Here is a 23,930-nt window from a genome sequence, read left to right as displayed (position 1 = left end):
CGCTAAAAAGGAGTTTCCCCATACATAATGAAGGAGTGTATATAAATGAATTTTTATATCGCCTCAGGTTTCCAAAATAAACATCTTGTACGTTCCGTAGCAAATGAACTGAAACATGCAGGATGGCACCATACATATGATTGGGCCAAAAACGAAAGAGCAGCGAATCAAGAACAATTAAGAGAAATTGGTCAGGCAGAACAAAATGCTGTAAAAGAAGCGGATGTGTTTTTACTTATATTAGATGGCGGAAACGGGAGCCATACAGAGTTTGGAATGGCGATTGCGCTAGAGAAAACGATATATGTATATCATGCAGGAAATCCGCTCCAAACAACGTTCTATCACTTGCCAGAAATAAATATTTTTGAAGGAGATGTAGCTGAGTTTGCATCTTATGTTATGAATCATGTGAAATAATGTAACTACCTAAAAGGTTATAAAAGTGATCTTTTGGGTACAGTGATGATAAGAAACGTATATAAAGGAGTACATAATATGAAATTAGAAAATGGATGGGAAACGAGCTTTTTAGAAGTCGTACAAAATAGTGAATTTAAGAAAGAGGCACTTCTTAGTCAATTGCTTTGTCAGGATAGTGAAGAAGTAGAAGAGCTTGTGGATGATTACGGCTACGAAGAACTTGTTGAACGTGAACATGATGATGAGTTAGCTGAAATCTTAGGAGAAGAACTTTTTAGTGAGATGGAACGCCAAGTATTCTTATCTTCAAACCCAGAAGAAAAACTTATTGCATTCGTCAATGGATTAGGTTTTCATGTGTTAGATTGGATCGTTCTTCTTGAAACAGAATTTGGAATTGATAGTGCAAACTTTACATCAGATGCTGTAAAGGTGTTAGAAAAGCGTTTCAGACAGTTTCCGTACATAGAGGACAATACAATTTTTGATATGACATTTGGAGAATCGATGGATGTATTAGAATCTGTTACAGGATTACAACTAAAGGAAAAGATGAACATATAATGAAAAAAGAACGTGATTGGATCACGTTCTTTTTTTACATAATAATAATTTTATCATCTAGTTTTGTCTGCCCGGTAAGAAGTGCGTTTAAATATTCCACTTTTCTTATACAAGCTTGTATATGTCTTTCAACCTCTTGTAACTCTGCTTGGTGATGTGTTTCAATTGGATGAATTTGTACGTTGAATTTTTCAAATTGACTACTATATGTTATTTCTGCATAGCCGCTCATAATATCGGTTTCGTTATGAAATAAAAATTGCCTCGTTTTGTCACAGAATGATACATCCTGAAAGCCATATACTTTTAATGCTTCAATTACTTTTTTTATCATTTTTGTATTCATTTTTTTAACCCTCTTTACGAAGTTCTACTTTTATATTATAACACAAAAAATTACATAGAAAGCGCTTCCAAGTGTATTTTATTATAAACTTTACGTTTCAATCACAAAAATGAAACAAAGAAAAAATAATTGTAAAGAAGGAAGGACTCTTTTATTGTTTCGTCATATATATAGAGAAATAGTGCAATGAAAGGAAATTTTCCGAGGTGGAGATCGTATTTCCAATTTGAGCGCAGTAAAAGAGGTGAAAATCTTGAACTTTGATATTGTAGGACAAAAAGCATATATAAAAGATGGACCGCATCGGAACCGAATTGGAATTGTAAAAAAAAACGAGACAAAATTAGCATCGCAGTTTGCTATTGTAATTGGAGAACAAATCATTGATGTAGAGCTAAAGGATATCGTGTTAGTTGGGGTGGACGTAGGACAATTTCATAAATGGTGCGAACAAAATGGTTATTTGTGAAAAGGACGGGCTGTGAGATAATGAAATATATTTGAGGAAAGAGAATATATTATTGTATTCTCTTTTTCTATGTTTAAGGAGGCGGAGATGAAGTATACAGAACGAGATTTTACACTGGAATTGAAAGAGAAAATTCAATGCATGGAGAAGGAAATAGAACGGATATCACTTAAACTTTATAAAGAGTATTCGCATTTATACATAGAAAAAAACATGGAATTAGATATGGGATTTGCAAGAGAAAAAGAGAATCCCTTTGAGGTGGGTTATTATTCATCAGTTGCTATAGCTATATTAGATGAAGAAAAAGAGATGATTGGATTTTACAATATACCAATTTGGAAATGCGAAAGAATCTTTTTAGGAATGCCAATTCAATCAAACATTTTGGGTAGTAAGAAAGTAGGGGAACTCGCTGATGAATCTTGTTATGAGATTGAGGAAGAGTTAAAAGAGCAATTAAAAGAATACTTGGAGTGATAATTCTCAAGATAAGATCTATAAAGAGGGAACGGAATAAAAAAGACGCTAACAATTGTATGTTAGCGTCTTTCTTTCATTATGAAGCAATTTCACCAGTTTTTGTATCGTCTTGATTGTACGTATCTTGATCTAATTCACCAAGCCATTTACTTGAAATAAGACCTGCTGTCATAGAACCACTTACGTTAAGAGCTGTACGACCCATATCGATTAATGGCTCAACTGAGATAACTAGAGCAACAATACCGATTGGTAAGTTCATTGTAGATAGTACGATTAAAGCTGCGAATGTTGCACCGCCACCAACTCCGGCAACACCGAATGAGCTAATAGCAACAACAGCGATTAAAGTTAAAATAAATTGTGGTTGTAATGGATCAATTCCTACAGTTGGAGCGACCATCATTGCAAGCATTGCTGGATAAATACCTGCGCAACCGTTTTGTCCGATAGATACCCCAAATGAAGCTGCGAAGTTTGCAATTCCTTCGGAGATACCAAGCTTTTCTTTTTGAGCTTCAATATTTAATGGCATCGCACCAGCACTAGAGCGAGATGTGAATGCAAAAGTTAGTACAGGGAACACTTTTTTCAAATATTGAATTGGATTTAAACCAGACAATGCAATTAATAATAAGTGAATGATAAACATTACGATAAGTGCTACATAAGAGGCTAACACGAAGTTACCAAGCTTTAAAATAGCATTTATATCGCTACCAGCAACTGTTTTTGCCATAAGAGCTAATACGCCGTATGGAGTAAGGCGTAAAATTAATGTTACCATACGCATTACGATTGCATATACAGCATCAAGCATTTTCTTAAATAGCTCTGCTTGTTCTGGATATTTTCGTTTTACACCTATAAAGGCAATGCCGATAAAGGCTGCAAATATTACGACAGAAATTGTTGATGTTGGACGAGCGCCTGTTAAATCAAGAAACGGATTTGTAGGCAATAGCTCTAATAATTTATCTGGAATTGTTGTCTTTTCAATAGAAGTAAATCTTTCTTCAACTAGTTTCAGACGAGCAGATTCTGCATCACCTTGTTGTAGGCCTGTTGCAGATACATCAAATCCTGCACTTGCAGCGATACCGACAGCTGCAGCGATTCCTGTAGTAAGAATTAAAATTCCGATAATAAGACCACTAATTTTACCAAGGTTTTTCGTTAACTGTAATTTTGTAAATGCTGAAATAATAGATACTAAAATAAGTGGCATAACGATCATTTGAAGTAATTTCACATAACCGTTACCAATTAAGCCAAACCAAGTATTTGATTCAATAATTACTTTAGAAGTTGGCTCATAAATGAATTGTAATATAAGACCGAATAAAATTCCGACTCCTAAAGCGGTAAATACACGTTTATTAAAAGATACATGCTTACGTTGCATATAATATAATATGCCAACTAAGATGAGCATGACTGCAACGTTAATTCCGACAAGCAGTGTATTCATGTTGATTCCCCCTAATTCCAATCTGTTATATAGAATATAAGGTAATAAAACCTATAAGTCAACTAGGAAATTCCGGGATTAAAAAAAAGATGGCAAAATGCCATCTTTTAATGTCCAGCCCCAGGGACAAGTAAAAATGTCGTGTAGTATGTAAATCCTATGAAGAAAACAGTTAAATATGCCCCGAATACGTATATATACATACGCTCTGTTAATTTTAAATAGCTTAAAAGTACGAAGAAACCTGTTTGTCCTAAAAATAGTAGTGCAGCCTGTTGCATATCTCCTACGTAAAACATAACCGAGAAAATTCCAGTCCAAAAGCCGAGAACGCGAAACATGCGATCCATGCTATTTCCCTCCTTTTCTAGAAAAAGTAAAACCTCTTTTCATTATAGTTTATTTTTCTTACTATTGTAAATATTCATTCATATAAAAAGAAGCCAATTATTATTGGCTTCTTTTTATATGAGAAATTAAATTGTTAGTTTATAATTACAAGATTTACATCCATCTAATAGACTATCATTTCGAGTTAATTCCATGTTAGGGAATAGGATTTCAAAAATTCCTTTCATCATATCTCCGTGCATGTTACAAATTTCAGTTGGATGATGAACAGCCACTTCTTTAAATGGACAATTGTGTACATCATAGAAAATTTTTGTTCCATCTGCACTTAATTCAAATGCAGGTGATAAGCCGGCTGTTGAGAAAGCTTCTTTTGCAATTTGAACTTTTTGTTCTACTGTTAAAGCACCTTCACTCACATTTAAACGTTGCATATGTTGTTGCATTAATTCGGCCCCGAATTGTTTTCCTGTTTCGTATAGCGCTTTCTCACCAGCAGCGCCAAGGCTAAGTAAAGAATTAAATGCTATTCTTGCTAACAATTGATAATCACGGAATGGAAATTGCAATTGAATAACATCTTCAGATAAGACATATAATCTGCTTGGTCTTCCGCCTTTTCCAGTTTTCTTTGTTTCCGATTTAAGCATATGAACATCTTCTAATTTAGATAAATGTAAACGTGCTACGTTTGGATGAATATCGAATTCATCTGCAATTTCTTGTACAGTTACGTAACTATGTTTTTGCGAAATATATTTATAAATGTAATAACGAGTTGGGTCAGCTAAAACACCTGTAATTTTTAAAGCTTGTTCCATGAGGATCTCCACCTTTATCACTTTATCCAAGATAATAACATTATAATACAGATAAACATGAGTATAGGTAATTTCAGACAATAATTCGGAAATTGTTCATAATTTCACAAACATATTTTTCCTTTTTACTCTATTGAAAATACAAAAATCCAAATTTTTATTGTGCATGTTTTCATGCTATATACATAGTGAGGAGGGAAAAGTGATGAATGGGATTGAAATTTTTGCGAATACAATTTTAAAAGAAGCGTGTAGGGTACAAGCGTCAGATTTACATATTGTGCCCCGGCAGAAGGATGTAGCGGTGCAACTACGTATAGGAAAAGATTTAATGACGAGACAATGTATTGAAAAGGAGTTTGGAGAAAAACTTGTCTCACATTTTAAATTTTTAGCATCTATGGATATAGGAGAGAAACGGAAGCCACAGAATGGTTCGTTGTATTTGCAAATTGATGGACAAGAAGTGTATTTACGCCTTTCAACACTTCCAACAGTATATCAAGAAAGTCTCGTTATTCGCCTTCATTTACAAGCATCTGTTCAGCCCTTATCACATCTTTCGTTATTTCCAAGTACGGCAGCAAAACTACTCTCGTTTTTACGCTATTCACAGGGGCTACTCGTGTTTACTGGACCGACTGGTTCTGGGAAGACAACGACAATGTATGCATTATTAGAGGTAATTAGAAAAAAGAAAACACGTCGTATCATTACACTTGAAGATCCGGTTGAAAAAAGAAGTGACGATGTATTACAAATTCAAATAAATGAAAAAGCGGGTCTTACATATGAAACAGGATTAAAGGCTATTTTACGTCATGATCCAGATATTATTTTAGTCGGTGAAATCCGTGATGAAGAAACAGCAAAAATAGCTATAAGAGCAAGTTTGACAGGACATTTAGTAATGACAACGCTGCATACGAATGATGCGAAAGGAGCAATCATTCGTTTCATGGATTATGGTATAACGAGGCAAGAGATTGAACAGTCTTTATTGGCTGTAGCTGCACAGCGACTTGTCGAATTGAAATGTCCGTTTTGCAGAGGGAAGTGCTCAACTTTATGTAAATCAATGAGGCAAGTAAGGCAAGCAAGCATTTATGAGCTGCTATATGGGTATGAGTTAAAACAAGCGCTTAAAGAAGCGAATGGAGAATGTGTTACTTACAAACATGAGACTTTAGAATCGTCAATACGAAAAGGATATGCTTTAGGGTTTTTAGAAGATGATGTTTATGTTTAAGAAAACTTGGAGTTTAAGTAATCAAGTAGTATTGTTGAAACGTTTAGGAGAATTATTAGAAAAAGGCTACTCTCTTTTACAAGCATTAGAATTTTTACAGTTTCAATTACCTGTAGAAAAGAAAGTACAATTGCAACGCATGGTTGAGGGATTAAAAGATGGGAAAAGTCTACACGATTCTTTTCATCAGTTAAGGTTTCATCAGGACATGTTAAGTTATTTATTTTATGCCGAGCAACATGGTGATATTTCTTTCGCTTTGCAACAAGGAAGTGCACTTCTTTATAAGAAAGATAAGTATAGGAGAGACATGATGAAAATAATGCAGTATCCTATGTTTTTGGTGTTTTTTCTACTAATCATGCTTTTTATTTTCAACCTCATCTTATTACCTCAGGTTGAAATGGTTTATAGTTCGTTCGGTTCTAATACACCACTACTTACAGAACAAATTTTAAGTGCAATAAAAATGCTACCTTACATTATTTTAACCGCTATTGTAACTGTTATTATTGGATGTAGTTTATATATGTTGTATTTTAGGAAACTTCCACATATTAGACAGGTAAAAATCATGCATCGTATTCCCTTCATCAAAACATTTCTTATTTTAAAGCATTCACATTATTTTGCTACTCAGTTGAGTGGTTTATTAAATGGTGGACTATCAGTATGCGAAGCTTTAACAATAATGATGGAGCAAAGATATCATCCGTTCTTTCAATATGAAGCGAGCCGAATTGAAAGACAATTAATTGGAGGAGAACAGTTACAATCTATCATTGCTAAAAGTGGGTATTACGAGAAAGAACTTTCTTATGTTATTACGCATGGACAAGCAAACGGTAATTTAGCGATTGAATTAGGTGACTATAGCGATCTTATTATGGAAAAGATGGAACGGAAAATTAAACATATGGTAGTTATCATTCAGCCTATTTTATTTACATGTATTGGAGGAATCGTTGTCCTTATGTATTTAGCGATGATTATGCCGATGTTTCAAATGATGAATTCTATTTAGGAGGCATTTGTATGCAGAATGAGGAAGGATTTACTCTGTTAGAGATGCTATTAGTAATGGTTGTCATAACTATATTATTACTATTAATTATTCCGAATGTAGTTACACAGCGCTCATCGATCCAAGGAAAAGGGTGTGCAGCTTACGTGAAATCTATAGAAGCGCAAATACAAGTATATCAATTACAACATAATAAAATTCCATCGTTAAAAGAACTGATAGATGAAAAGTATATTACAATTGATAAGTGTCCGAATGGCGAATCTATTCATATTTCAGATGATGGCACAGTATCAATTAGGACATTGTGAAACAACAGGGGTTTACTTTTTTAGAGATGTTACTCGTTTTATTTGCTATTTCTGTATTGAGTATAGTTACGTATTTTAGTGTTCATTCCTTATACGAGCGACAAAAAGTTGAACAATTTTTGAGACAGTTTTCAAATGATGTTTTGTATATGCAGCAATTAGCGATAAACCGTCAAAAGCACTATACATTACGTTGGTATAAAGATAGAAATTTGTATGCTATAAAAGAGTTAGGTACAAAGTATTATATCGTCAAGCGGGAGTATGAAGAAGATATACAAATTGATTTGCATACGTTTCCAAACCCGATGACATATAACCCAAGTGGAAATATTAATAGAGGTGGTACGATTATAATTTCGTATCGAAATTATAAATATGAAATTGTATTTCAGCTTGGAAGAGGGAGATTTACGTATCGTGAAATGTCAAAAAGGGTCCATAATGGCTGAAATGATTGTGTCGTTAAGTGTTTTAATGATGGCTGTATCGTTACTACTACCGCAAACAGTATTAGTTATGCAAGAAAGAAAAAATATACAAATTCGTTATAAGGCATCTGGGTTATTAAAAAAAGAAGCAGCTATATATATGTATGGAAATGAAGAAAAGCGAATAATAGAAAAGAATATGAATGGAATTGTGTATTACACATATTGGGGAGGCAATGAAGTTTGTACCATGTGGAGAGATGTGAAAGAAAGAATGGTGGAACAATGCTTTTATGTAGGAGAAAAAGTAAATTAGAATTTGGTTTTTCATTAATAGAAATGATTGTATGTCTGTTTCTATTATCAATATTTTTTTTGCTCTTTCCCCGCCTACATTTCATTGAAATGGAAAATAAACAGTCAAAAGGATTAAATGATTGGGAGTGGGATGTGTTTTTAGGTCAAACGCAATTGGAGTTTCGTGAAGTATCATCTGGAGAACAGCTAGCATTTGAAAATGGAGAAAGTATTTTAAGATTCCGATCGCGTAATGGGAGTGAAGTATCATATGAAAAAGAGAATAGTCGTCTTATAAGAAAGGTAAATAGGCGTGGGAGAGAAGTTGTTTTACAAAATATTGGAACGGTTTCTTACAAACTAACACCTCATGTACTCATTATAAATGTGAAAGATACTAGTGGGAAAATATATGAAGGGGTAGTTATGCGATATAGTGAAATGGAAATGAATGTATGAGAGGGCAAAATGGGTTTACAATGCCTGGAACGATCATCTTTCTTATTTTATTAACTTCTTTTTTTATATACGAAACCAATATGCTGCTTACAGATAAAAATTTTTATATGGAAATAGAACAAAAGTTTTTACTGGATGAACTACTTAACCGATCTATTACAGATATAAAAAAAGACTTACAGCAAAAAGAAAAAGAAGGTGCATTTTTCTTTCAGTATGAAAAGGGAGAAGCGAGTGGGAATTATGTTTTTGAAAATGATTCAATTTTCGTTGCGTTGCAGTGCAAACTCAAACAGGAAGCTTTCTATACGGTGAGCTTTCGGTATAGAAAAAAGGATGGAAAAATAGTCGATTGGATAGAAGGATAATATGTGAAATATATGGAGATAAACCAGGGGTTTCTATTATAAATTGAATTGACTTTTTAGAAGAAATGGATAAATATAATGATTAAAAGTTTAAATTTTCTCAAAAAAGAGAAAGGTAGAAAGAATATGATATATTCATGCTATCCAATCATTATTTTTAGGGAGAATAGGGAAATGACAAATAACAATCAAATAGGTGAAAATAAGGAACAAACTATTTTTGATCATAAAGGAAATACGATTATGACAGAAGATAGAGAAATACACATTATTTCAAAATTCGAAGAACCTCTTATTGTCGTATTAGCAAATGTACTAAGTGATGAAGAGTGTGATAAATTGATTGAAATGTCTAAAAATAAAATGAAGCGTTCTAAAGTTGGTTCATCACGTGATGTAAATGATATTCGAACAAGTAGCGGTGCATTTTTGGAAGACAATGAACTTACTTCAAAGATTGAAAAACGAATTTCATCTATCATGAATGTTCCTGCGTCGCATGGTGAAGGATTGCACATTTTAAATTATGAAGTGGATCAACAATATAAAGCACACTATGATTATTTTGCGGAACATAGTAGATCAGCTGCTAACAATCGTATTAGTACGCTTGTAATGTACTTAAATGATGTAGAAGAAGGCGGGGAAACGTACTTCCCGAAATTAAATCTTTCTGTACATCCTAGAAAGGGAATGGCAGTATACTTTGAGTATTTTTATCAAGATCAATCACTAAATGAGCTTACGTTACATGGAGGGGCACCTGTAACGAAAGGCGAGAAATGGATTGCAACGCAGTGGGTGAGAAGAGGTACTTATAAGTAAAAGCGAGTGTTACGTTTTGTTCTTCATAGTATAAGAACAAAACGTTTTTTTATTAAACAAAGTAGCATCTTTCGTTATAATAACAATTAATAAATGACGATTGAGAGGACAGAAAATGAAATCTATATACATAACCGGCTATATGGGAGCAGGGAAAACAACAATTGGAAAAGCATTAAGTCAAGAACTTCAAATGGATGTTGTAGATACTGATCAAAAAATCGAAGAGAAGCAAAAGAAGGCAATTCGTGATATTTTTGCCGAAGAAGGCGAAATGACTTTTCGGGAATATGAAAGCGAAATGTTACGTTCGCTACCAGTCCATAATGTCATTATTACAACTGGTGGGGGAATTATTGAACGAGCGGAAAATCGCAAGTGGATGAAAGAGAACGGAACTGTCGTGTATTTATATTGTGATCCAAATGTAATTGCAGAAAGGCTTCGTGAAGATACGACACGTCCACTATTTCAAAAGAAAGATATAGATGCATTCGTAAAGAAATTTGAATCACGCCGAGCTTATTATGAAGAGGCTCATATTCATATCGATACGACAAATAAGTCTGTAAAGCAAATTATGAATGAATTAAAGGAAAAGATTAATGTATAAAAAAGTGGACATACTAATCAAGTAGAGGTGATGATAATATGTCTACTAATGATTATGTTCGCTTTGTGACGCAGCAGTTTGTGTCGTATATGGATGCTCCAAAAGAAGATCGAAAACAAAAGAAAGAACAACGCCGTGCTGAAAAAGAGCCATTTATGAATAAGTGGTTTGGTGTTATGCCGCTGAGTGCTGCTTTGTTTTATCGAAATGTAAAAAGTAAAAGAAAAAAATCAAGTTAAATTTTAGTCATATGTCTAGCAAAACAAAGATCCCCTAGTGTCGTAATACACTAGGGGATCTTTGTTTACTGCACGGATTCTTGTTCTTCCGTAACGGCATGTATTTTATTGTTCACCCATACGAACCCTATTCCGATACAAATAGAAATGCCCCAGCCGACAGCGGTCATAATCGCTCTCATTTCACCGTAGCCATCTACACCAAAAACAGAGATGAAATAAATTTTTAAAAAGCTTTTTAATATAAATTGTAGCCCGAAAAATAACGTTAAATATTGCAGTGCTGGATATATACGACTATCACGATAAAGCTCACGACTTTTATCGCGGTCATGGCCTTGCAGCGCTGCAATATCTGCTGCGAAATATAACATAAGTGGTTTTTTTATAAAAATTGTACATATGACGATAATACCGAGTACGATGTGATAATACGCATCGTTCCATAACATTCGTTCAGCTGACCCAGATAATAGATCTACCGTTGTATTAGAAATGAGTGTAATTAAAATAAATAATCCTGTCACGTTAAACTGTTTTTCTTTTTTAAAGGTATACAGTGTATAAATAATCCCCGGAACAGAGGAAAGTAACATCGCGTAATAAGGATCGATATAAGGTTTTGCAAATTTCCAAATGAGGAATGGGATTACGAGATAAAAGACAAGATCTAATATAGCTTTTTTATTTTGATTCATACAAAGCCTCCTTAAGTCATACATATATTTTATAATATAATTTCTGAAAATTGTATAAGGTTTAATGGGAAAAGAAAAAATATATCAATTTTTGAGGGATTAGTAGATTGAAAAAAATTGCCCCTAGCGTAGTAAGTTTTTTTAGTATATAATAAAGGAAACGCTTTCATTTTTAGTTTGTTCACAAAATGGACGGAAAATCACATATTTACTATCGATATGTTGCTTTATAATGAAACTAATTAAATATACATGCATACAATATTGTGAAATAAATAACATAAATAATCTATATAAATGTAAACGTTATCAAAAGAGAGAGGTGGAGACAATGAGTAAATTTTTCTTCAATCATAATCCAGCAACAGTAGAGGATGGAAGGCTTGTTAAATATGCTGAAATTATTTATGGAGAAGGTGGCCGTTCTGTATTAGAAAATTTAATGGTGAAGGCATCTATCAGATTGCGTGATCGTTATCCGAATAAATCTGACGAGCAGATCTCGAACCTAGTAAATAAAGGCATCCATGATATGTTTCAAAAATATGTGAGCGAGTAAGAGTAGCCAATGGCTGCTCTTATTTTTTTGTATAAGGATTGAAACTCTAGCTGAAAATAAACATGTATTTTGAAAAACGCAAAAAGGAGTGGGAAAGATGAGCAATGGAATTGGACGTTCGAAAGAAAATCTTCCAACTGATGCAAATCATGTGAGCGCAAAGGATCGTGCACAGCAGAAACGTATGGCACAGAAAAAACAGCAAGAGCGTAGTGGCGATAGCGAGTAGGGTAGAAAATAGCTCAAAAGAGGCTCCTTCTAAAGCAGAAGGAGCTTCTTCAAGATAGAAAATGATTCGCGGTAACATAAAAAAGGCCACCGTTAATAATTTGCACTGTAATACGTGGTTCATACTGTTCTTGCAGAGCTTGTTTTTCAATTTCATAGCTCTCAGGAAGTTCGTCACTTTCTTCATAAAAACGGTTTAAAAGGTCTAGATCATGATTCCAACGCACTCTTGCTTCTTTTGCCCACGTATGGTCATCTTCTGCAATTATATTTTTTAAAGCGTCTTCTATGCGTTGTAAACCACTTTGAGGTTTAATGATGGGCGAGAGCGTAAAACAAAAATCAGGTATTTTTGGTGTAAGTTTAATGTTTGTTAATGTTTCATGAAAGTTTGCCATCATTGTTCCAGAAATGAGATGAATGCCAATCGAGTGAAGGATGTCTTTTTTTCGATCACATTGATAGGAAACTTTTATATTAATACCGAGCCAAGGGTGGAGCGGTGTATGTGTTGCCCCATTATGTCTTACATCCTCATATAAACGTATGTAAGAGCCTAATTCTTTTGTCGTTTGGAAAATTTGATGTAGACGTGGTGAACCGTAGTGAATAAGCTCACCATCATTTTTTTCATTTTCTTCATTTTCTGGATTTGTAATAAGAGTAAGGCGCATCGGATTCGGTACGCCTCCTGTTTTCTCAAGATAGTGCCAATAAAAAGGGCGATTCATTAATAATTTATCCATCTCAATTGTTAACTGTACATCTAATAAATGAGGAGAACGTTCTAAAATTTCACAGTTATTCGCCTCAAAGAAATTGTATAAGTAATTATGAATTTCATGTTGCTGCATAGCCTTGCACCTCAGCTTCATTTCGTTTCGCAAAGTCGATAATAGATGTTAAGTTTTCCATCTTAATTCTAATTTCACCTTCGCTTTTTGATTGCGCGAAAATTTCTTGAATGTGCGCGTCGATGTTTTTCATATTAATTCTCGTTAAAATTTCATCGAGTTCACCGATAACACGCTCGAATAAGTTGATTTTTTCATATAACAGTTTCAAAATATGTTCTTCAACAGTATGCTTTGTAGCTAAGTTATAAATATGAACATCATTCTTTTGACCGAGACGGTGAATACGCCCGATTCTTTGCTCAAGACGCATTGGATTCCATGGCAAATCATAATTGATCATATGGCTACAAAACTGTAAGTTAATGCCTTCTCCGCCAGCTTCCGTTGCAATTAACACTTGGGCACGATTTTGGAAAAGTTCCTTCATCCAATCTTTCTTCCCGCGTTTAAATCCGCCGCGGAATGGAACGGAAGAAATACCGTGTTGTTGTAAAAACCATTGTAAGTACATTTGTGATGCTCGATATTCTGTGAAAATGACGACTTTATCGTCAATTTCTTTTATAAGCTCTAGAGCTTTAGTTGCTTTCGAGTTGAAAGGAATATGATTAATTTTGTCCATTAGCACATCGATATGTGGATCTTTTATATAATGTTCATTTTCTTTCTGTCTTTTTTCTACATGCTTTTTCAATGAATAGTAAACAGCCTCACGACTACTACACGCTTCCCGTTTTAAAGTTAACGATGAGAAAGCAGATGTGAAGGCGTCTTGTCCTCGCCAATTTTCGATATCATTATATAGAGCTTGTTCTTGTTCATTAAACTCAACAAAAATTGTACGTACATGTCTCTTCGGCCAATCGATACCGGTATTATGTCGTCTATTTCGCACCATTACTTTGTTAATGAGAGCTTTTAAGTCTTCATCTGATTCGGCTGAACGATTTTTGGAAGCGTAATATTCTTCAAAGTTGGATTGATTGCCTAGATGTCCTGGCTTTAATAAAGAAACAAGGTTAAAAATTTCATCAATCTTATTTTGAACAGGAGTAGCGGTTAGTAATAAACAAAACTTCTTTTTTAATCGTTGTGCAAATTCATAGTTTTTTGTTTTATTATTTTTCAGTTTATGTGCTTCATCGATAATAATAAGGTCATATTCTAAGTTCAACACGATATCGCGATGTGGTGAACGTTTCGCAGTATCAATTGATGATACGATTACGTCAGCTTGTTCCCACGAGTAGCTTTTCTTTTGTGCTACAGCGGGAATGAAAAACTTTGTATTCAGCTCGTATGCCCATTGTGATACGAGAGAAGCTGGGACAAGTATAAGTACCTTTTTCACAAGCCCGCGGACCATGTATTCTTTCAAAATAAGTCCAGCTTCGATTGTTTTTCCAAGACCTACTTCATCTGCTAGAATCGCTTTACCATTCATTTGTTCAATTACATTTTGAGCGACTTCTAATTGATGCGGAAGCGGCGTGAAATGGGATAAATGTTTCGGTGCTTGTAGTCCATCAAAAGTAGGAACAAGTAACGATTTTTCTGTTTCATAAGCTAAGTGATATAAATCCCAGTTTGTCCAAGGACCATCTTCATCAATTCTATTTAAAAAATTGTTTTGCCACGTCCGATCTACGGAAATATCGACATTCATTACGACTCTCCCACCTTTTATAAACTAAAGTAATTATTTTTTAATGTATGATGATTTGCCTCAAAAGAAGGCATAATTATCGTTATTAAAGGCTATATGATAGACAATAATAAAGTATTAAATCTCAAAAGCTGTATTTATTGTGTTTTAACATAAAAAATTCTAAATTATTTTTTATGCTAGAATATTGATGAAATATAGCGAATGATGTTAGGATAATGGTGTGAAATGTGTGGAATCTTTCGTATTTTATCCAAGAAAGTGATTTTTTATTTACGCTTTCATAAAAAAATATAATGAGATTCCGTATATCCTATCTTTTCAGAATGAAAATGTTTAGAAAAAGGAAGCAACTTTTATTGATTTGTCAAAGCATAAGGGGGAGAGAGCATGATTACATTACAACGTACACCGTTATTTGATGTATACGCGAAGTATGGTGGGAAAACAATCGACTTCGGTGGTTGGGAATTACCAGTTCAATTTTCAAGCATTAAAGAAGAACACGAAGCTGTACGTACAGCTGCAGGTTTGTTCGACGTGTCTCATATGGGAGAAGTTGAAGTAAAAGGTGTAGATAGTTTAGCATTTTTACAACGTGTTGTTACAAATGACGTATCTACCTTAAAGGTAGGGGGCGCACAATATACAGCTATGTGCTACGAAAATGGTGGTACAGTAGATGATTTATTAATCTACAAACGTGGTGAAGAAGACTATTTATTAGTAATCAATGCATCAAATATAGAGAAAGATTACGAATGGTTAGCAAGTCATGTAATTGGCGATGCGACAGTAGTCAATGTTTCTAGTGAAGTTGCACAGCTTGCAATTCAAGGACCAAAAGCAGAAGGCATTTTACAAAAAGTTGTGTCAGAAGATTTGAAAGAAATTAAGTTCTTTAAATTTAAAAACAATATTCTTGTAGATGGAATTCCAGCACTTGTATCTCGTACAGGTTACACAGGTGAAGATGGATTCGAAATTTACTGTAAGAGTGAAGATGCTGCAAAACTTTGGGAGAAACTTCTTGAAATTGGAGCAGAAGAGGGCTTAAAAGCATGTGGTTTAGGTGCTCGTGATACACTTCGATTCGAAGCAACATTACCACTTTATGGACAAGAATTATCAAAAGATATTACACCGATTGAGGCTGGAATTGGCTTTGCGGTAAAAACAAATAAAGAAGCAGACTTCTTTGGAAAAGCAACGTTAAAAGAGCAAAAAGAAAACGGTGCGCCTCGTAAATTAGTCGGCATCGAAGTAATCGAACGTGGAATTCCTCGTACGCATTACCCTGTATTTATTGGTGAAGAAAAAATTGGGGAAGTAACGAGTGGTACACAATCTCCAACGTTAAAGAAAAGCATTGGTTTAGCACTAATTGATGTAAAATACGCAGCAGTTGATACAGAAGTAGAAATTGAAATTCGTAATAAACGCGTCAAAGCAGTAGTTGTTCCAACACCATTTTACAAACGTTCAAAGTAACGGGGAGAGGGGTAGATTTCATGTTGCATCGTTATCTTCCAATGACAGAAGAAGACAAAAAAGAAATGTTACAAACGATCGGCGTTCAAACGATCGATGAATTATTCTCTGATATTCCAGAGAGTGTTCGTTTTAAAGGGGATTTAAAAATTAAAGAAGCAAAATCAGAGCCAGAGCTTTTAAAAGAGCTATCTCAAATGGCTAGTAAAAATGCTAACTTAAAAGAATACGCTTCTTTCTTAGGAGCAGGCGTATACGATCATTATGCTCCAGTAATTGTAGATCATGTTATTTCTCGCTCAGAATTTTATACAGCTTACACACCATACCAACCGGAAATTTCACAAGGGGAATTACAAGCAATCTTTGAATTCCAAACAATGATTTGTGAATTAACAGGAATGGATGTAGCAAACTCTTCTATGTATGACGGGGGTACAGCTTTAGCTGAAGCGGCAATGTTAGCAGCTGGCCATACTCGCAAAAAGAAAATTCTTGTATCTAGCGCGGTTCATCCAGAATCAAGAGCAGTACTTGAAACGTATGCAAAAGGTCAAAATCTTGAAGTTGTTGAAATTAATCATAAAGATGGTGTAACAGATTTAGACGTATTACAAAGTGAAGTAGATGATACAGTTGCTTGTGTAATCGTTCAATATCCAAACTTCTTTGGACAAGTTGAAAAATTAGCTGATATTGAAAAAATCGTTCATCAACAAAAATCATTATTTATCGTTTCTTCAAATCCATTATCATTAGGCGCATTAACACCACCAGGGAAATTTGGTGCTGATATTGTAATCGGTGATGCACAACCATTTGGTATCCCAACGCAGTTTGGTGGACCGCATTGTGGTTACTTTGCAACAACGAAAGCATTTATGCGTAAAATTCCAGGACGTCTTGTTGGACAAACTGTAGATTCAGATGGTAAACGTGGATTTGTATTAACGTTACAAGCACGTGAACAGCATATTCGCCGTGATAAAGCGACATCTAACATTTGTTCAAACCAAGCGTTAAATGCATTAGCAGCTTCTGTTGCAATGACGGCACTTGGCAAACAAGGTGTGAAAGAAATGGCACGTCAAAACATTTCTAAAGCACAATATGCAAAACGTCAATTTGAAGCGAAAGGCTTTACTGTAACATTTGCTGGACCATTCTTCAATGAGTTTGTTGTAGATTGCAAACGTCCAGTGAAAGAAGTAAACGATGCATTATTACAAAAGAATATTATCGGCGGTTACGATCTAGGCCGTGATTATAAAGAGCATGAAAACCATATGCTTGTAGCGGTAACTGAGCTTCGTACGAAAGAGGAAATTGACACACTTGTAAACGAAATGGGGGCTATCCAATGAAGAACCAAGACCAAGCACTTATCTTTGAAGTGACTAAAGAAGGACGCGTAGGATATAGCTTACCCAAATTAGATGTAGAAGAAGTGAAACTAGAAGATGTGTTTGAGAGCGATTATATTCGAGTAGAAGATGCAGAGCTACCAGAAGTATCTGAACTTGATATTATGCGCCACTATACAGCACTTTCAAACCGTAACCACGGTGTTGATTCTGGATTCTATCCACTTGGATCTTGTACGATGAAATATAATCCGAAAATTAATGAGAGTGTAGCTCGTTTCGCAGGATTTGCAAATATTCATCCACTGCAAGATGAAAAGACAGTACAAGGTGCAATGGAATTAATGTACGACTTACAAGAGCATTTAATCGAAATTACAGGTATGGATACTGTTACTTTACAACCAGCAGCTGGTGCACACGGAGAATGGACAGGTTTAATGTTAATTCGTGCATACCATGAAGCAAATGGTGACTTTAACCGTACGAAAGTAATTGTGCCTGACTCTGCTCACGGAACGAATCCAGCATCTGCAACTGTAGCTGGTTTTGAAACAATTACAGTAAAATCAAATGAAAATGGCCTTGTTGATTTAGAAGACTTAAAACGTGTTGTCAATGAAGAAACAGCAGCACTTATGTTAACAAATCCTAATACATTAGGTCTATTTGAAGAAAATATTTTAGAAATGGCAGAAATTGTCCATAATGCAGGCGGTAAATTATACTATGATGGTGCAAACTTAAATGCGGTATTAAGCCAAGCGCGCCCAGGAGATATGGGATTTGACGTTGTGCATTTAAACCTTCATAAAACATTTACAGGTCCTCACGGCGGTGGTGGCCCAGGTTCTGGTCCAGTAGGTGTGAAAGCTGATTTAATTCCGTACTTACCAAAACCGATTTTAGAAAAAACGGAAAATGGTTATCACTTCAACTACGACCGTCCAGAAGCAATTGGTCGTGTGAAGCCATTCTATGGTAACTTCGGAATTAACGTTCGTGCATACACGTATATTCGCTCTATGGGTCCAGATGGCTTGCGTGCAGTAACTGAGTATGCTGTATTAAATGCGAACTATATGATGAGAAGATTAGCGCCATTCTACGATCTTCCATTCGATAGACATTGTAAGCATGAATTTGTATTATCAGGTCGTCGTCAAAAGAAACTTGGCGTACGTACATTAGATATTGCAAAACGTCTGCTTGATTTCGGTTACCATCCACCAACAATTTACTTCCCATTAAATGTGGAAGAATGTATTATGATTGAGCCGACAGAAACAGAATCAAAAGAAACATTAGATGGTTTCATTGATAAGATGATTCAAATCGCTAAAGAAGTAGAAGAAAATCCAGAAGTTGTACAAGAAGCACCGCATACGACAGTCATTAAACGTTTAGACGAAACGATGGCTGCACGTAAACCAGTTTTACGTTATGCAAAGCCAGCTCCTGTACAAGTTTGATTAGAATAACAAAAAAAGAACTCGCTGCGGCGGGTTCTTTTTTTGTATGGAGAATTTGTGCAGAAATAGTGAAGAAAATGTTAAAAAATTATATTTTTTGTTTCCTAATGGTGTAAAGGTGTAGTTTTATAGGTAGTTTTGTTGAAAAAGTCGGTTTGATAAAAGTATTTATTTTTGTTAGAATTTTATTGAAATTAAGAAGATGTGATGAGGCAAAAATTACTCATTTTTATGTATATGTGAAAAAACGAGCAAGACGGGGGTGAAAGTGTGGGATATCGATGTTATAGAATGGTATACCATTTAGAAAATGGAGAAACAATTAAAGATGTAAAAGAATTTTGCTATCGAGACCAAGGGAAAGTGTTAGAAAGAGTAGTAAATCGTGTAATGGATAATAGAGAAGTGACGGCAATTGATAAACAAGGAACAATCATTTCAATAGCATGTGAGGACATTGTAAAGGTGGAACTTGATTACATAACAGAAAGTTAACCTTGAGTCATATCGAATTATTCGATAAAATAAACTGTTGAATGGTGAAGTGAGAAGAGAGGAGTTTATCATGGGTAGTACAAGACACTTTTATATGTTTATCTTAGCGTTTGTTCTTGTTGTGGCATTAACGATTTACTTAATCGTTGACAGCAGCTGGTACAACACGGTTCATCCGGCATTCCTTCTGTTTATGTATATAGGAATTGCAGTAGTAAGTTTCGGAATGAGAGACGAGATGTTAGATCGCTTTGAAAAGTGATACATATACGAAAGACCAACAGGGAAATGTTGGTCTTTTTTTCTTGGGGAAATTTCAAAAGGCACGTTCTTCAATAACGACAATACGAGAGCAGTAGTTTATAAAAAGAAACGCTATTTGGCACATCTTTTGGAGTATGTAATATAAAGCTGAAAACGATGATGAGAATAAGAAATAGGAAAAATAAAAATAGGATTTGTTTATGTATAGAATTTGGCATATTATTCACTCCTTTTTTAGGTAGTCTGTCCAAAAGAAAGGAGTGTATGAAAAATTTTAGGAGGGGAGAATGATGAACAAAAGAAAATGGTTATATAGAATAGGGGTACTTTTCGTTTCAATCGGTCTCATATTAGCAAATTTTTATTCAGACATACCATCACCGTTGCCTAATTTGCATAAAGGGATTGGTATAAGTATTGTCATAGTTGGTCTGTTTTGTCTTATTGCATCTAACTTTTATAGAAAATCTGAATGAATATAAAAAAGGACAGTTACTCTTTTTCAGAAGTACTGTCCTTTTTAAATAATGTATTCCACAGTTTGGCGATACTCCATATAATGACGATTGCAATGGAGGCGATAATGGACCAAACAATCGATATAATTTCAAGTGTCATGTTAGGAAAGAATGTGAGAATGGATAATACTTTATGAAACAATGATTCTATTATATGAAAACTTATTTGTAATAGAATGACAATCCCGAGTGTAATCCATGCTAACAGTTGATTCCCTTTTTCTTTCCACATGACATTCACCTCACGTTAGCTTAATAGTTTTAAGCCAACAGCGCCGCATAAAATGCAGCTTAAGAAAGCAAGACGACGCCAATCCGCTGATTCTCGGAAAATGAGAATGCCTAGAAGTGCACTTCCAGCAGTTCCGATTCCAGTCCAAATCGCGTAAGCAGTTCCCATCGGTAACGTGTTCATCGCAAGAGATAAGAAGAAGAAGCTTACGCCGAAGTTAGCGATTAAAATAACTTTTGGTGCCCAGCCTTTCTTTTCAGTGGCTACTTTCATAAAGAGTACACCAATAATTTCACACATACCAGCTAGAATTAAAAATACCCAAGCCATTTTATGCAGCCTCCTTCGTTTCTTTTTCTTCTGTTACTCGTTTTAGACCAATTACTCCGAAGAAGATTAAACCGATTAATAAAACTTTTACAATAGAGAAAGGTTCTCCGAAGATGAAAATCTCTGTAAGAACGATTCCGCCAGCTCCGATTCCTGTGAAGACTGCATATACAGTGCCGACAGGTAAATCTTTATAAGCTCTAAATAATAAGACGAAACTAATTGTAATTAATAGAGCAACACCAGCCCACTCAAGTGGTGCCTCCGCTTTTTTTAGTCCAATCACCCAAAAGATTTCAATAATACCAGCGATGATTACATAAATCCATGCCATATGTCATTTCTCCTTCCTACCAGTCGTTAGGTAAAGTGCTTAAAAACGACGCATTGCAAAGGAGCAATCCGTCAGTTTGAAAGTCCGCGCCAAAATACTTTCCAAGAAGCGTCTAAACGTGTCTCAAAACGATTTAAACCTGCGTATAATAGTTCAACCATAAGACCATCGAGTAAGCATAGAAAAGCCTCTAAGGCGTCTTTTACTTCAATGTTATGCAGCTCATCTTGTTCGCTTGCTCTTTTAAATACAGGGAATAAAAGTTTTCCGACGTTTTCAATGTGTACATTTGCTTTATCAATAATTTGTTCGCGAAATGCATCAGGCGGAAAATAAGAAGTTCGTAACCAAAACATCGATTCTTCACTTTCACCAAATCGTTTTGCATAGCCTTTTAATAATTTTAAAAGCAATTCTTCAGTGGACGAATTGGAAAAGCTTTCGATATCGCCTGTGAAGCTCTGCAAATCTTTTTGAAGAGCAGATTCTAAGCATATGAAATATAGCTCTTCTTTTCCTTTAAAGTGTGCGTAAATCGATGGTTTTTTAATCCCAACTTCTTGAGCAATATTTGCCAATGAAGTTCCTTCATAGCCGTAGCGTGCGAAATGAGAAAGTGCTACAGCTTTAATGCGGTTTGCTGTCATTTTCATCCCCTACCTACCGTTCGTTAGGTTAATTATATGAGATGAAAAATATAATGTCAATAGGTGAAGAGCTGAAAAAGAGCGTTATAGGTAACGCTCTTTTTAGACAGTCTCTCGCTTAATTAAATGGAATGAAAGCTCTTTTGCACTGCCGACAATTTGCTCGCTTTGAATCTGCTTATGGAATAAAGAAAAAGCATGTGAGCCCATTGCGAGACCGGGATGTTCAATTGTGGAAATTTCTAATGCCTTTGAAATTTCATGATTATCAAATCCAAGGATAGCAAGGTCTTCAGGTACTAGGATGCCATGTTTTCGAGCCTCTGTTAATAAACCAGCTGCAACTTGATCGTTCGCTGTGAAAATAGCAGTTGGACGATTTTTCATATTTAAAATACGATGGAGTATTTGTGCTCCGTCCTGCATTGTATAGCATTGGTGGAAAATCCATTCAGGATGCAACGTCTTCCCTTCGTTACAAAGTGTATCGGCGAACGCCTTTTCACGCTCCATGGAATTTACACTTGTTTTTCTCGCTAAACAAATTCCGATCTTTTCATGGCCTTTACTTAGTAAATAGGTAGTACCGAGACGAAAGCCTTCATAATGATCTACGTAGATGGATGAAATGAGGGGATGGTTCATTTTTTCACATGAAATAATAGGGGCAAATTTTGCGAAAGGTTCGATTTGTTCCCAAGAGCTCGTCCGGGAGCAAATAATCATCCCATCAAATTGTTTCATTTTCATCATTTCAAGAACACGAATTTCTTCAAGGCTATCGTAATTTGTTTGGCATAAATTAATGTGATACCCAGCTAATAATGCTTCGTTACCAATTCCTTCAATAATGGTACTGAAGTAGGGGAGGTTAATGAAAGGGAGCATAACGCCAATTGTATATGTTTTCCCTCTTATTAAATGGACAGCATTTATATTTTTTGCGTAGTTTAATTCTTCAACAGCATCTAGAACACGCTTACGCTTTTCTTCTTTTACGTAAGGGTGATTATTCAGGACACGAGAAACAGTTGATATCGATACACCAGCAGTTTTAGCAATTTGTTTTATATTGGCCATATGTATCACCTCTTTCTCTTATTATAAAGGGAAAATAATAAGAAAGAAAAAATCTTGACCTGAAAAGCTTTTCACAAACTATGGTATTAATAAGACTTCTTTTTATTCGCGTAACCTTTTCACTTGGGCGTAAGAATGATAGGGGTCTTTTTTGTTTGCAAAAAGTGTTGTCAAAATGTGTGAGAATAACGTGGAAAGTTTTCAAAGGTGTAGTTTGGTGACAAAGCGAATATGAAGAGCATATAAAGTGAAACTTTAATCAGTGGGCGCCATCCCCCACTGATTATTAGCCGGCACTAATCGGGCCGTTAGTGCGGGATCAACGCTTCGTTCGTTAAGAGAGCGGTATGAAAGGGCGGAAACAAATTGAAAAAAAGAATCATTTGTTTCGTGTTTTCTAGTTTTGTACTTAGTTCGTGTTCGTTTCAGCAAACGATGCAAGAAGAAAAACACTTTGTGGGAACAACAGGAGGAGCTATGGATCGTGTTACGGATCCTATTCCGCTAAAGGAAATTCCAAAATATTTTCCGGTGAAGTTTAAAGTTCCAACGTTTTTACCGTACGACATTATAAGTGATGTAAAGGGTGAAGTAAGAACGCTTGGGAAAAAGAAGGCTGTCTTAACGATTAAATATAAACAGCAGGAGCAAGGTAGAAATGAGTATATTGAGTTAAATGTCGCGAACTTTCCTTATAGTTTTCCGGATTTCGTGGAAGAGAAGCGATTTCAAGAACAAATGAAACTAAATAATGGAACGTCTGCTTATTTTAAAAATAAAGATGATTATGAACGTGGTGACGAATTTGCTACGCTTCTATGGAAAGAGAAAGGAATTGAATATCAGCTATTGTATCGGAATGTAGAAGAGAGCGATAAAGACACGATTAAGCAAAATTTATTATACATTGCGAATAAGATGAAATGAAAAAACTAGCTGATTTATTCAGCT

The 23,930-nt window shown here is 35.0% G+C and carries 36 protein-coding genes; 23 read left to right on the top strand and 13 right to left on the bottom strand.

Translation table 11 applies throughout. The features are described from left to right. Positions 1 to 45 precede the first annotated feature (45 nt). Both CN409_RS16175 and CN409_RS16170 read left to right on the top strand, forming a co-directional pair. The gene (locus CN409_RS16175; RefSeq protein WP_001012339.1) at positions 46 to 420 is read left to right on the top strand and encodes a nucleoside 2-deoxyribosyltransferase; all 375 of its coding nucleotides are present in this window, start codon (positions 46 to 48) and stop codon (positions 418 to 420) included. A 78-nt stretch (positions 421 to 498) separates the two neighbouring features. After that, positions 499 to 987 carry a hypothetical protein gene (locus CN409_RS16170; protein WP_000764263.1) on the top strand — a complete coding sequence of 163 codons (489 nt, stop codon included), beginning with the start codon at positions 499 to 501 and terminating at the stop codon, positions 985 to 987. A gap of 34 nt (positions 988 to 1,021) precedes the next feature. Here the strand turns inward: CN409_RS16170 and CN409_RS16165 are convergent, their stop codons facing one another. Further along, positions 1,022 to 1,333 carry a hypothetical protein gene (locus tag CN409_RS16165; RefSeq protein ID WP_001093240.1) on the bottom strand — a complete coding sequence of 104 codons (312 nt, stop codon included), beginning with the start codon at positions 1,331 to 1,333 and terminating at the stop codon, positions 1,022 to 1,024. A 253-nt stretch (positions 1,334 to 1,586) separates the two neighbouring features. Here CN409_RS16165 and CN409_RS16160 point away from each other — a divergent pair, with 253 nt between their 5' ends. Continuing rightward, entirely contained in the window at positions 1,587 to 1,802 is a 216-nt protein-coding gene (locus tag CN409_RS16160; protein ID WP_001008326.1) for a DUF3912 family protein, read from the top strand. Between the two features lie 87 nt (positions 1,803 to 1,889). Further along, positions 1,890 to 2,282 (top strand): hypothetical protein, encoded by a 393-nt coding sequence (locus CN409_RS16155; RefSeq protein ID WP_063675680.1) that lies wholly within the window; start codon positions 1,890 to 1,892, stop codon positions 2,280 to 2,282. A 79-nt stretch (positions 2,283 to 2,361) separates the two neighbouring features. Here CN409_RS16155 and CN409_RS16150 read toward each other — a convergent pair whose 3' ends face one another. From CN409_RS16150 to CN409_RS16140, 3 genes are all read right to left on the bottom strand, one after another. Further along, positions 2,362 to 3,756, bottom strand: a complete 1,395-nt coding sequence (locus CN409_RS16150) for an L-cystine transporter (RefSeq protein ID WP_063675679.1) — start codon at positions 3,754 to 3,756, stop codon at positions 2,362 to 2,364. Positions 3,757 to 3,863: 107 nt separating this feature from the next. After that, positions 3,864 to 4,106: a DUF2626 domain-containing protein gene (locus tag CN409_RS16145; protein ID WP_000375619.1), complete on the bottom strand. Its 243-nt coding sequence runs from the start codon at positions 4,104 to 4,106 to the stop codon at positions 3,864 to 3,866. A 126-nt stretch (positions 4,107 to 4,232) separates the two neighbouring features. Continuing rightward, the gene (locus tag CN409_RS16140) at positions 4,233 to 4,928 is read right to left on the bottom strand and encodes a helix-turn-helix transcriptional regulator (RefSeq protein WP_000434110.1); all 696 of its coding nucleotides are present in this window, start codon (positions 4,926 to 4,928) and stop codon (positions 4,233 to 4,235) included. 205 nt (positions 4,929 to 5,133) lie between these two features. Between CN409_RS16140 and comGA the strand changes: the two genes are divergently transcribed. The 10 genes from comGA (at position 5,134) to CN409_RS16090 (ending at position 10,744) form a co-directional block, all read left to right on the top strand. Beyond that, complete coding sequence (comGA, locus tag CN409_RS16135; protein ID WP_001013181.1) at positions 5,134 to 6,177, top strand: competence type IV pilus ATPase ComGA; 1,044 nt, start codon at positions 5,134 to 5,136, stop codon at positions 6,175 to 6,177. Next, complete coding sequence (gene comGB, locus CN409_RS16130) at positions 6,164 to 7,201, top strand: competence type IV pilus assembly protein ComGB (protein ID WP_003257965.1); 1,038 nt, start codon at positions 6,164 to 6,166, stop codon at positions 7,199 to 7,201. Before comGA ends, comGB begins: the two co-directional genes overlap by 14 nt. An 11-nt stretch (positions 7,202 to 7,212) precedes the next feature. Next, positions 7,213 to 7,512 (top strand): competence type IV pilus major pilin ComGC, encoded by a 300-nt coding sequence (gene comGC / locus CN409_RS16125; protein ID WP_001178680.1) that lies wholly within the window; start codon positions 7,213 to 7,215, stop codon positions 7,510 to 7,512. Continuing rightward, complete coding sequence (comGD, locus tag CN409_RS16120; protein ID WP_002082168.1) at positions 7,509 to 7,964, top strand: competence type IV pilus minor pilin ComGD; 456 nt, start codon at positions 7,509 to 7,511, stop codon at positions 7,962 to 7,964. Before comGC ends, comGD begins: the two co-directional genes overlap by 4 nt. Then, on the top strand, positions 7,957 to 8,259 hold the full coding sequence (locus CN409_RS16115) for a hypothetical protein (RefSeq protein WP_000829465.1): 303 nt from the start codon (positions 7,957 to 7,959) through the stop codon (positions 8,257 to 8,259). The genes comGD and CN409_RS16115 overlap by 8 nt, the downstream gene beginning before the upstream one ends. Beyond that, positions 8,229 to 8,699 carry a competence type IV pilus minor pilin ComGF gene (comGF, locus tag CN409_RS16110; RefSeq protein ID WP_000923110.1) on the top strand — a complete coding sequence of 157 codons (471 nt, stop codon included), beginning with the start codon at positions 8,229 to 8,231 and terminating at the stop codon, positions 8,697 to 8,699. The genes CN409_RS16115 and comGF overlap by 31 nt, the downstream gene beginning before the upstream one ends. Then, the gene (comGG, locus tag CN409_RS16105) at positions 8,696 to 9,067 is read left to right on the top strand and encodes a competence type IV pilus minor pilin ComGG (RefSeq protein ID WP_001214886.1); all 372 of its coding nucleotides are present in this window, start codon (positions 8,696 to 8,698) and stop codon (positions 9,065 to 9,067) included. Before comGF ends, comGG begins: the two co-directional genes overlap by 4 nt. A gap of 174 nt (positions 9,068 to 9,241) precedes the next feature. Then, positions 9,242 to 9,892 carry a 2OG-Fe(II) oxygenase gene (locus tag CN409_RS16100; protein WP_000183866.1) on the top strand — a complete coding sequence of 217 codons (651 nt, stop codon included), beginning with the start codon at positions 9,242 to 9,244 and terminating at the stop codon, positions 9,890 to 9,892. A 115-nt stretch (positions 9,893 to 10,007) separates the two neighbouring features. Beyond that, positions 10,008 to 10,505 (top strand): shikimate kinase, encoded by a 498-nt coding sequence (locus CN409_RS16095; protein WP_000836666.1) that lies wholly within the window; start codon positions 10,008 to 10,010, stop codon positions 10,503 to 10,505. A 38-nt stretch (positions 10,506 to 10,543) separates the two neighbouring features. Beyond that, entirely contained in the window at positions 10,544 to 10,744 is a 201-nt protein-coding gene (locus tag CN409_RS16090; RefSeq protein WP_000106083.1) for a YqzE family protein, read from the top strand. A 65-nt stretch (positions 10,745 to 10,809) separates the two neighbouring features. Here CN409_RS16090 and CN409_RS16085 read toward each other — a convergent pair whose 3' ends face one another. Beyond that, positions 10,810 to 11,442 carry a VC0807 family protein gene (locus CN409_RS16085; protein WP_086390483.1) on the bottom strand — a complete coding sequence of 211 codons (633 nt, stop codon included), beginning with the start codon at positions 11,440 to 11,442 and terminating at the stop codon, positions 10,810 to 10,812. A 141-nt stretch (positions 11,443 to 11,583) separates the two neighbouring features. Further along, positions 11,584 to 11,700 carry a hypothetical protein gene (locus tag CN409_RS16080; protein WP_003279814.1) on the bottom strand — a complete coding sequence of 39 codons (117 nt, stop codon included), beginning with the start codon at positions 11,698 to 11,700 and terminating at the stop codon, positions 11,584 to 11,586. A 73-nt stretch (positions 11,701 to 11,773) separates the two neighbouring features. Between CN409_RS16080 and CN409_RS16075 the strand changes: the two genes are divergently transcribed. Beyond that, a complete protein-coding gene (locus CN409_RS16075) occupies positions 11,774 to 12,001 on the top strand; it encodes a hypothetical protein (protein ID WP_000032702.1) in 228 nt (75 codons plus the stop codon). A gap of 97 nt (positions 12,002 to 12,098) precedes the next feature. Continuing rightward, positions 12,099 to 12,230, top strand: coding sequence for a hypothetical protein (locus tag CN409_RS32555; protein WP_000064665.1), 132 nt, complete (start codon positions 12,099 to 12,101; stop codon positions 12,228 to 12,230). A gap of 49 nt (positions 12,231 to 12,279) precedes the next feature. Here CN409_RS32555 and CN409_RS16065 read toward each other — a convergent pair whose 3' ends face one another. Beyond that, a complete protein-coding gene (locus tag CN409_RS16065; RefSeq protein ID WP_086390484.1) occupies positions 12,280 to 13,083 on the bottom strand; it encodes a YqhG family protein in 804 nt (267 codons plus the stop codon). Beyond that, positions 13,070 to 14,752: a DEAD/DEAH box helicase gene (locus CN409_RS16060; protein ID WP_001100040.1), complete on the bottom strand. Its 1,683-nt coding sequence runs from the start codon at positions 14,750 to 14,752 to the stop codon at positions 13,070 to 13,072. Before CN409_RS16060 ends, CN409_RS16065 begins: the two co-directional genes overlap by 14 nt. A gap of 390 nt (positions 14,753 to 15,142) precedes the next feature. Between CN409_RS16060 and gcvT the strand changes: the two genes are divergently transcribed. The 6 genes from gcvT to CN409_RS16020 all read left to right on the top strand — a co-directional run bounded on the left by gcvT (position 15,143) and on the right by CN409_RS16020 (position 20,314). Further along, positions 15,143 to 16,243, top strand: a complete 1,101-nt coding sequence (gcvT, locus tag CN409_RS16055; RefSeq protein ID WP_086390485.1) for a glycine cleavage system aminomethyltransferase GcvT — start codon at positions 15,143 to 15,145, stop codon at positions 16,241 to 16,243. Positions 16,244 to 16,263: 20 nt separating this feature from the next. Then, the gene (gene gcvPA, locus CN409_RS16050; RefSeq protein WP_000903240.1) at positions 16,264 to 17,607 is read left to right on the top strand and encodes an aminomethyl-transferring glycine dehydrogenase subunit 1; all 1,344 of its coding nucleotides are present in this window, start codon (positions 16,264 to 16,266) and stop codon (positions 17,605 to 17,607) included. Beyond that, positions 17,604 to 19,079: an aminomethyl-transferring glycine dehydrogenase subunit 2 gene (gene gcvPB / locus CN409_RS16045; RefSeq protein ID WP_000795712.1), complete on the top strand. Its 1,476-nt coding sequence runs from the start codon at positions 17,604 to 17,606 to the stop codon at positions 19,077 to 19,079. The genes gcvPA and gcvPB overlap by 4 nt, the downstream gene beginning before the upstream one ends. Positions 19,080 to 19,370: 291 nt before the next feature. Further along, entirely contained in the window at positions 19,371 to 19,574 is a 204-nt protein-coding gene (locus tag CN409_RS16035; protein ID WP_140161792.1) for a DUF3929 family protein, read from the top strand. Positions 19,575 to 19,644: 70 nt separating this feature from the next. After that, positions 19,645 to 19,836 carry a hypothetical protein gene (locus tag CN409_RS16030; RefSeq protein WP_000535933.1) on the top strand — a complete coding sequence of 64 codons (192 nt, stop codon included), beginning with the start codon at positions 19,645 to 19,647 and terminating at the stop codon, positions 19,834 to 19,836. A gap of 289 nt (positions 19,837 to 20,125) precedes the next feature. Continuing rightward, the gene (locus CN409_RS16020) at positions 20,126 to 20,314 is read left to right on the top strand and encodes a hypothetical protein (protein ID WP_086390487.1); all 189 of its coding nucleotides are present in this window, start codon (positions 20,126 to 20,128) and stop codon (positions 20,312 to 20,314) included. A 16-nt stretch (positions 20,315 to 20,330) separates the two neighbouring features. On the opposite strand, the gene CN409_RS16015 is transcribed toward CN409_RS16020, so the two are convergent. The 5 genes from CN409_RS16015 to CN409_RS15995 all read right to left on the bottom strand — a co-directional run bounded on the left by CN409_RS16015 (position 20,331) and on the right by CN409_RS15995 (position 22,979). Next, complete coding sequence (locus CN409_RS16015) at positions 20,331 to 20,588, bottom strand: DUF3975 family protein (RefSeq protein WP_086390488.1); 258 nt, start codon at positions 20,586 to 20,588, stop codon at positions 20,331 to 20,333. Between the two features lie 15 nt (positions 20,589 to 20,603). Then, positions 20,604 to 20,918 (bottom strand): DMT family transporter, encoded by a 315-nt coding sequence (locus CN409_RS16010; RefSeq protein WP_086390489.1) that lies wholly within the window; start codon positions 20,916 to 20,918, stop codon positions 20,604 to 20,606. 1 nt (position 20,919) lies between these two features. After that, entirely contained in the window at positions 20,920 to 21,252 is a 333-nt protein-coding gene (locus CN409_RS16005; protein ID WP_000312340.1) for a DMT family transporter, read from the bottom strand. A 71-nt stretch (positions 21,253 to 21,323) separates the two neighbouring features. Further along, positions 21,324 to 21,905, bottom strand: a complete 582-nt coding sequence (locus CN409_RS16000) for a TetR/AcrR family transcriptional regulator (protein ID WP_002082177.1) — start codon at positions 21,903 to 21,905, stop codon at positions 21,324 to 21,326. A gap of 96 nt (positions 21,906 to 22,001) precedes the next feature. Continuing rightward, the gene (locus CN409_RS15995; protein ID WP_086390490.1) at positions 22,002 to 22,979 is read right to left on the bottom strand and encodes a LacI family DNA-binding transcriptional regulator; all 978 of its coding nucleotides are present in this window, start codon (positions 22,977 to 22,979) and stop codon (positions 22,002 to 22,004) included. A gap of 390 nt (positions 22,980 to 23,369) precedes the next feature. Here CN409_RS15995 and CN409_RS15990 point away from each other — a divergent pair, with 390 nt between their 5' ends. Beyond that, on the top strand, positions 23,370 to 23,906 hold the full coding sequence (locus tag CN409_RS15990; protein ID WP_033668925.1) for a hypothetical protein: 537 nt from the start codon (positions 23,370 to 23,372) through the stop codon (positions 23,904 to 23,906). Positions 23,907 to 23,930: the final 24 nt, after the last annotated feature.

It is taken from the genome of Bacillus sp. AFS012607, from assembly GCF_002558005.1.
GTDB lineage: Bacteria > Bacillota > Bacilli > Bacillales > Bacillaceae_G > Bacillus_A > Bacillus_A thuringiensis_S.
This window is presented reverse-complemented; position numbering and strand designations above follow the sequence as displayed.